We start from the raw sequence: 7,405 nt of genomic DNA, 5'->3' as shown, positions 1-7,405 counted from the left end.
AGGTTTGGGATGTCTTGTTTTAACTGATTGATGTAATCTTGAAACCTATCCATATAATCAAATTTATGCTCCAAACGGGCGTCGTTGGTGCCCGATGGCAGATATAAACTCATAACTGAAATCGCTTTACCATCCGCAGAACTAGCTGGAAAATCAGCGCGAAGATTCCTTCCCTCAAAATCCATAGAGTCTATTCCGGTGCCATACACAACGTTTTCGGGTTTAGTTTTACTTAGAATTGCCACGCCGCTGTAACCTTTTTTTTGAGCACTGAACCAGTAATGGTATGGGTAACCGGCATTTTCAAATAGCTCCAAATCTAACTGTTCTTTGTTAGCTTTAATTTCTTGAAGGCAAATGACGTCGGGATTGGTGGCTTTGAGCCAATCTAAAAATCCCTTATTAATGGCGGCACGAATACCGTTAACGTTGTAGGAGGCAATTTTCATAATTTAATTTTTGTCGCTGTTTGGTCTAGTATCTCCTTGCGAAAATAAATATTATGGTACATTTATGCCATTATTTTTAGCTGCTTTTAACGGTAAAATAATTTTGAGCTTTTTTAGTTTAATACAGGATGAGGTTTGTTTTAGGTTTATTACTCATAATGTGCTCTTGGCATGCTTTGGCTCAAGACCAAACTTCTAATTATAAAACCGCCAAATATGCTGTAAAAGATTCGATTAAAATTGATAGCGTAAGTATCAATCCGAGCAAATTTATTTTAAAAACCAAAACCAATGTTGAATTAGATTCTACCTATTACACCGTTGATTTCGCAAAGGCGCTTTTAAGGTTGAAAAAACCTATTGAAACCGATTCAGTGATTGTAGAATACTTAAAATATCCTGACTTTTTCACTCGTAAATACGCGCTTTTAAGTAAGGATTTGATTGTTAATAATCCGTCGGACCTTAACAGGCTTTATCAAATTAAGCAATCTAACAACAATCGGACCTTTACACCTTTTGAAGGCTTAAACACTTCGGGAAGTATATCGCGAGGTGTGACAATTGGCAACAATCAGAATTCGGTTTTGAACAGTGAATTGGATTTGCAAATTTCGGGAAAACTAAGTGATAGGGTTACCTTGCGGGCTTCAATTCAAGATGCTAATATTCCGCTGCAGCAAAGTGGCTATTCGCAACGTTTGGATGAGTTTGATCAGGTTTTTATTGAGGTTTTTAGTGATAGTTGGAATATTAGAGCGGGCGATATTGATTTGGTAAACATGCGAAGTCATTTTGCCAGTTTTACCAAACGGGTACAAGGATTAGCGGTAAATGTTAAATTGGACCACCCCGAATCAGCTACCAATGTATTTGCCTCGGGTGCGTTGGTTCGCGGTCAATTTACAACCAGTCGATTTACAGCCCAAGAAGGCAATCAAGGTCCGTACAAACTACGCGGTCAAAATAACGAATTATTTGTATTGATTGTTTCCGGTAGTGAAACGGTTTATGTAAATGGTGTTCCTCTGAAGCGCGGCGAGAACGAAGATTATATCATCGATTATAATGCAGGTGAAATCATTTTTAACTCGACTTTTCCGATTACTTCCGAAATGCGGGTAACAGTCGATTATCAGTTTAGCGAGCGCAATTATTCGCGATTTATAGTATTTAGTGGTGCCAATTACGAAAGCGATAATCTGAAGTTGAACGCTTCGTTTTATTCTGAAACGGATGCTAAAAATCAACCATTGCAGCAAAATCTATCCACTGAACAGGTTCAGATTTTAGCCGATGCTGGTGACGACACTTCCCAAATGGTTGCGCCATCGGCCGTACCTCAGGAATTTTCTGAAAACCGAATTTTATACCGAAAAGAATTGTTTAATGGTGAAGAAATATTTGTGTTTTCAAACAATCCAGACGATGAATTGTTCAGTGTGCGCTTCACCTTGGTTGGGAATAATCAAGGCAATTATGTTTTAACCAACAGTAATGCCATTAGTAATATTTATGAATTTGTTGCACCTGTTGCTGGTGTGCCACAAGGAAATTACGAACCAATAATTCAATTAATTGCGCCAACACAGCTTCAAATTGCGGTGGTAAATGGTAACTATACACCAGGCGAAAAAACTGAAATATTTTTTGAACTTGCCGGCAGTAAAAACGATAGAAACTTATTTTCGAATTTAGATAATGACGATAACGATGGCTTTGCTGCCAAACTGAAGTTCCGACAGCATTTGATACAAAACGATAGTCTGTGGAATCTTGCCGCGATTGTTGATACCGATTTTATTCAGAAAAATTTTAGAACCATCCAGCGCTTGTATCAGGCAGAATTCGACAGAGATTGGAATCTTGAAAATGCCATTGGGAATCAACTGCTTTTCGCATCGGGATTACAACTTAACCATGCCAAAAAAGGGCAGGCTTTTTACAATTTTGAGCATTTAAACTATGCCGGTAATTTTAATGGTAACAAGCACAATTTGTTTGCCAATTTGCGTTTGGGCAGGTTTCATATTTTTAGTAATTCGAGTTACTTAAGCAATACAGGAATTGTGAATAGCGCTACCTTTTTTAGAACCTTTAACCGTGTAGTTTACAACATGGACAACAAATATGTCGGCACTAAAATTGCGGCAGAAGACAATGTGCAAACCGAAAATGCCACACAAAACCTAACAAATTTGAGTCAGCGTTTTAAGTCTTACGAAGTTTTTACTGGAGTAGGCGACAGTACGTCTGTTTTTGTTGAAATAGGCTCTATTTTGCGAGTGAACGATAGTTTGCGTGGCAACCAATTACAGCGGGTAAATAAATCCAATACCTACTACGTGAAATCGAGAATCATTCAGAGCAGTAACACCAGTTTACAAGTTTTTGCCAATTACAGAACTTTAAAAGCAACCGATGAAACCTCACAAGACGAGCAATCCTTGAACTCCAGACTTAATTTTAATCAGAAGCTATTCGATAATATAATTATTTGGAATACCATTTTTGAGACCAATTCTGGAACGCTTCCACAGCAAGATTTCACCTATGTTGAAGTTGAGCCTGGACAAGGCACCTACACATGGATAGATTATAACGAAAACGGCATTCAGGAGTTGAATGAGTTTGAAGTGGCACAATTTCAAGATCAGGCTAGCTTTATCAGGGTATTGTTACCCAATCAAGTATTTGTGAAAACACATCAAAATAGGCTGAGTCAGACGCTCACTATCAATCCACAACAATGGAATGTATCGGAATCAAGCTCAAAAAAATTCTGGGCGCATTTTTACAATCAAACCTCCTATCTTGTGGATAGGAAAATCTTGCGTGAAGGCAATACCATCAATTTAAATCCATTTCAAAACGATCAAGAGGACCAGTTAGCCTTAAACCAAAGTATCCGAAATGTATTATTTTTTAACCGTGGCTTGCAGCGTTACACAACTTCTTACACATTTTTAAATAATGCCAGCAGAAGCCTATTAACCATCGGAATTATCGAAAATAAGGTGAAAAGCCATCAATTAAACTTTAATCACAAATTCGCCACTAGTTGGCTTATCACTTTACAATCAACTTTTGATACTAACGAGAGTTTTAGCGACAATTTTTCAAACAGAAATTTTAATCTGAACGAAGTGCGAATGCAGCCGCAATTGTCGTATATATTTGATGAAAATGCACAGTTCAATTTATTTTATAATCACGTAACCAAAGATAATACTACTGGGAATTTCGAAACGCTTGAGCAAAATAATTTAGGGATTTCGTTCACCTATAACAAGGCAGATAAAGTGGCCTTAACGGGAGAATTTAATTATTTTAAAAACGAATTTAATGGCAATGCCAATTCACCAGTTGCGTATCAAATGCTAGAAGGATTACAACCAGGAAATAATTTTACTTGGAGCATGTTAGCCCAAAGAAAACTCACCAAATTTTTAGATTTAAATTTGAATTATTTTGGTCGGAAGACGGAAACCTCTAAAACCATTCACACGGGTACGGTTCAGTTAAAGGCTTATTTCTAAAATCCTGCTATTCCGATAGCTATCGGTAGGAATCTCCTTATGTATCTCTATAATTTGTCTGATACCAGTTTAAATAAATATTCAATCTTTATGTATTTTCTTACGCAACCTTTCACTATTATTGCGTCTTCAAACAGTAAAACAAAACTTTTATCCCTTTTTATGAAACATTATATTTTTTTAGCAGCGTTATTTATATCCTTGTTCAGCATTCAAGCTCAAGATAATGATGTAGAAACAACAACTAATGACAAACATGAATTAAAGCTCAATGCCTTATATTTGGTTATTGGATCATTTGAAGTATCCTACGAATATTTGTTAAATGAAGAATCGGGTGTTGGTATTTCAGTTTTTCTACCTTTTGATGATGACATTAAAGACGATCTTAATTATTATGTATCGCCTTATTACCGATTTTATTTTGGGAATAAATATGCCGCAGGGTTTTTCCTAGAAGGTTTTGGAATGCTTAATTCTACCAATTGGTACACTTTAGAACGACAAGGAGAACTGAATCCAATTTTTGTTGAAAGAAAAGAGACCATTACAGACTTTGCTTTGGGTATTGGTTTAGGTGGCAAATGGATCACAAAACGAGGTCTTTTAGGAGAAGTTAATTTTGGCGTTGGACGAAACCTTTTTAATTCCAATGACTTTGAGGACAACGATTTTGTTGGCAAAATTGCCATTACTGTTGGTTACAGATTTTGATAGCTTCCCTTAAAAATGTAAAAACCCAAGCCTTAAACTTGGGTTTTGTTGTTTCTATATTCTTGCGCCGCTCCCAAAGAAAAACTCATTTTCAGCTCAGCTAAATCTTTCTTATAGTAATAATGTGAAAAGCAAAAATTGGAAGAAGTTTAAAATTCGTTTTTTAAATCATGAGATTCCTGCTTTCGCAGGAATTTTACATTCTCATCAACCAATGTTTCACATCGACTTCTTTTTTAATAATCTCGCGTAAGTCGTCAATTTTCACGCGGGTTTGTTCCATGGTGTCGCGATGTCTTATGGTCACGGTTTGGTCTTCTAAGGTGTCGTGGTCAACTGTTATACAAAATGGTGTCCCGTTTGCATCTTGACGGCGATAACGTCTGCCTACGGCGTCTTTTTCGTCGTAATCTACATTGAAATCCCATTTGAGTCGGTTCACGATATCTTTGGCGATTTCTGGCAGTCCGTCTTTTTTAACCAATGGCAATACTGCAGCTTTAAACGGTGCCAAAACAGCTGGCAATTTTAAAACGGTTCGTGTGGTATTATTGTCTAGTTCTTCTTCAACTAAAGCATTTGAGAATACTGCTAAAAACATTCTATCTAAACCAATAGAAGTTTCCAAAACATAAGGCACATAACTTTTATTTTCCTCTGGGTCGAAGTATTGTAATTTTTTACCTGAGAACTTTTCATGCTGACTCAAATCAAAATCGGTGCGGGAGTGAATGCCTTCCAGTTCTTTATATCCGAAAGGGAATTTAAACTCAATATCGCAAGCCGCATCGGCATAATGTGCTAATTTTTCATGGTCGTGAAAACGGTAATTATCTGCACCCAAACCAAGTGATGTATGCCATTTTAAACGGTTGTCTTTCCAGTAATCATACCATTGGGATTGGGTACCGGGCTTGATGAAGAACTGCATTTCCATTTGTTCAAATTCGCGCATTCTAAAGATGAACTGTCTGGCTACAATTTCGTTTCTAAAAGCTTTACCAGTTTGAGCAATTCCGAAAGGAATTTTCATACGCCCAGTTTTTTGAACGTTTAAGAAATTTACAAAAATACCTTGAGCAGTTTCGGGTCTTAAATATAGGTCGGTGCTATGCTCGGCTGAGGCGCCAATTTTGGTGCCAAACATTAAATTGAACTGCTTTACTTCGGTCCAATTGCGGCTTCCAGTGAGCGGATCGGCAATTTCAAGTTCTTCGATAAGCGCTTTTACGTCGGCTAAATCTTCGTTTTCTAAAGATTTGCCCAGTCTGGAAAGAATGGTATTTATTTTAGATTGGTAATCAACCACGCGTTGATTGGTAGTTACAAACTCTTGTTTATTAAAGGCATCGCAAAAACGTTTGGCTGCTTTTTCAACTTCCTTGTCTATTTTAGCCTCAATTTTAGCACAGTAATCTTCGACTAACACATCGGCACGGTAGCGTTTTTTGGAGTCTTTATTGTCAATCAACGGATCGTTAAATGCATCTACGTGTCCCGAAGCTTTCCAAGTGGTTGGATGCATAAAGATGGCGGCATCTATGCCCACGATATTATCGTGCATCTGCACCATTGCTTTCCACCAGTAATCGCGGATATTTTTTTTGAGTTCTACACCGTTCTGGGCGTAGTCGTAAACAGCACTTAAGCCGTCGTAAATTTCACTACTCTGAAATACATAGCCGTATTCCTTTGCGTGTGATATTACTTTTTTGAATTGATCGTCGTTGTTTGCCATGCTGCAAAAATAAAAAACCGCCCCAACTAATGGAACGGTTTTAAGGAAAATAATATTTAGTTAGTTACTCTAAATTTAACGCTGTGCTTCCAATGAGGTGATCTTCGTTGAAAACATTAATTCTATAGCTGCCTTTTTTAAGCGGTTTATCGTCTCTATCGGCTTCTATCGCCGTACAAACTGTAGTGTGTTTATTTATATATTCTACGGTTGTTTTATAGCTATATATAAGCGTTTGCTCGTTAAAGGTTACCATGCCTTTATCGGCTACTACGTTGTTTTCTGGATTTAAAATTTGAACGTAAATCACTTTCGAACCTGCTTTAATATTCTCGTCGGCTGCCAAATTAAAACATACTTCAATGTTGTTTACTTTTTTTGCTTTTGTAGTGAATACCCTCGAATTCAAAATAGTTTCATAGCCTTTTACCGCGATATAATTTGCCGTTAAATTATACGAAGTATTTGCCAAATTTAACAATGAAGTACTGCCGTCTTTAAGTCTTGAAATTTCAGCAGTTTGCGCTTTCAACTGCGCAACAGATTGATCGTAGTTTTGTTCTACGGTATGCAAGGCATTGGTTGCCTTTTTAAGTTTGTAGGTTGACGAAATGAGCTGATCCTTGAGGCCTAAGTTTTCTGTTTTGTACTTAGACATTACCGACAAATTTTGAGTCAATTTGGTTATTGAATCTAAAGCTGCGATGTTAGTTTCTTGAAAAGTCTCAAGCTGGGTCACCAATTGTTCATTCTCATTAGAGATGACTTCGTTTTGGTTTAATACTTGGGATAATTCATTTACTATCAGTTTGTTTTCTTGTTGAAGGAATACATTTTGTGCTTCAATGGATTGGTATTTTAAATATCCTAAAACTCCGAAAACTGCAACGACAATAACTAATGAACCTTTAATTAATCTGTAGTTAAATAATTGAGGGTTAACTATCATTATTAATTGTAAATTT

Annotated in this window: 5 protein-coding genes; 2 read left to right on the top strand and 3 right to left on the bottom strand. The window is 36.8% G+C overall.

Going from position 1 to position 7,405, the window contains the following annotated elements; genetic code table 11:
• On the bottom strand, positions 1 to 449 hold a 449-nt coding region (locus V7Z48_RS13175; protein ID WP_334114067.1), incomplete at its 3' end, for an exodeoxyribonuclease III.
• 128 nt (positions 450 to 577) lie between these two features.
• On the opposite strand from V7Z48_RS13175, the gene V7Z48_RS13170 reads away from it, so the two are divergent.
• Positions 578 to 3,988, top strand: a complete 3,411-nt coding sequence (locus V7Z48_RS13170; RefSeq protein WP_334114066.1) for a hypothetical protein — start codon at positions 578 to 580, stop codon at positions 3,986 to 3,988.
• 162 nt (positions 3,989 to 4,150) lie between these two features.
• Positions 4,151 to 4,702, top strand: coding sequence for a DUF3575 domain-containing protein (locus V7Z48_RS13165; RefSeq protein ID WP_334114065.1), 552 nt, complete (start codon positions 4,151 to 4,153; stop codon positions 4,700 to 4,702).
• Between the two features lie 196 nt (positions 4,703 to 4,898).
• Here the strand turns inward: V7Z48_RS13165 and V7Z48_RS13160 are convergent, their stop codons facing one another.
• The gene (locus V7Z48_RS13160) at positions 4,899 to 6,440 is read right to left on the bottom strand and encodes a glycine--tRNA ligase (protein WP_334114064.1); all 1,542 of its coding nucleotides are present in this window, start codon (positions 6,438 to 6,440) and stop codon (positions 4,899 to 4,901) included.
• A 64-nt stretch (positions 6,441 to 6,504) separates the two neighbouring features.
• On the bottom strand, positions 6,505 to 7,405 hold a 901-nt coding region (locus V7Z48_RS13155; protein WP_334114063.1), incomplete at its 5' end, for a hypothetical protein.

This window comes from Paucihalobacter sp., from assembly GCF_036825875.1.
Lineage (GTDB): Bacteria > Bacteroidota > Bacteroidia > Flavobacteriales > Flavobacteriaceae > Paucihalobacter.
This window is presented reverse-complemented; position numbering and strand designations above follow the sequence as displayed.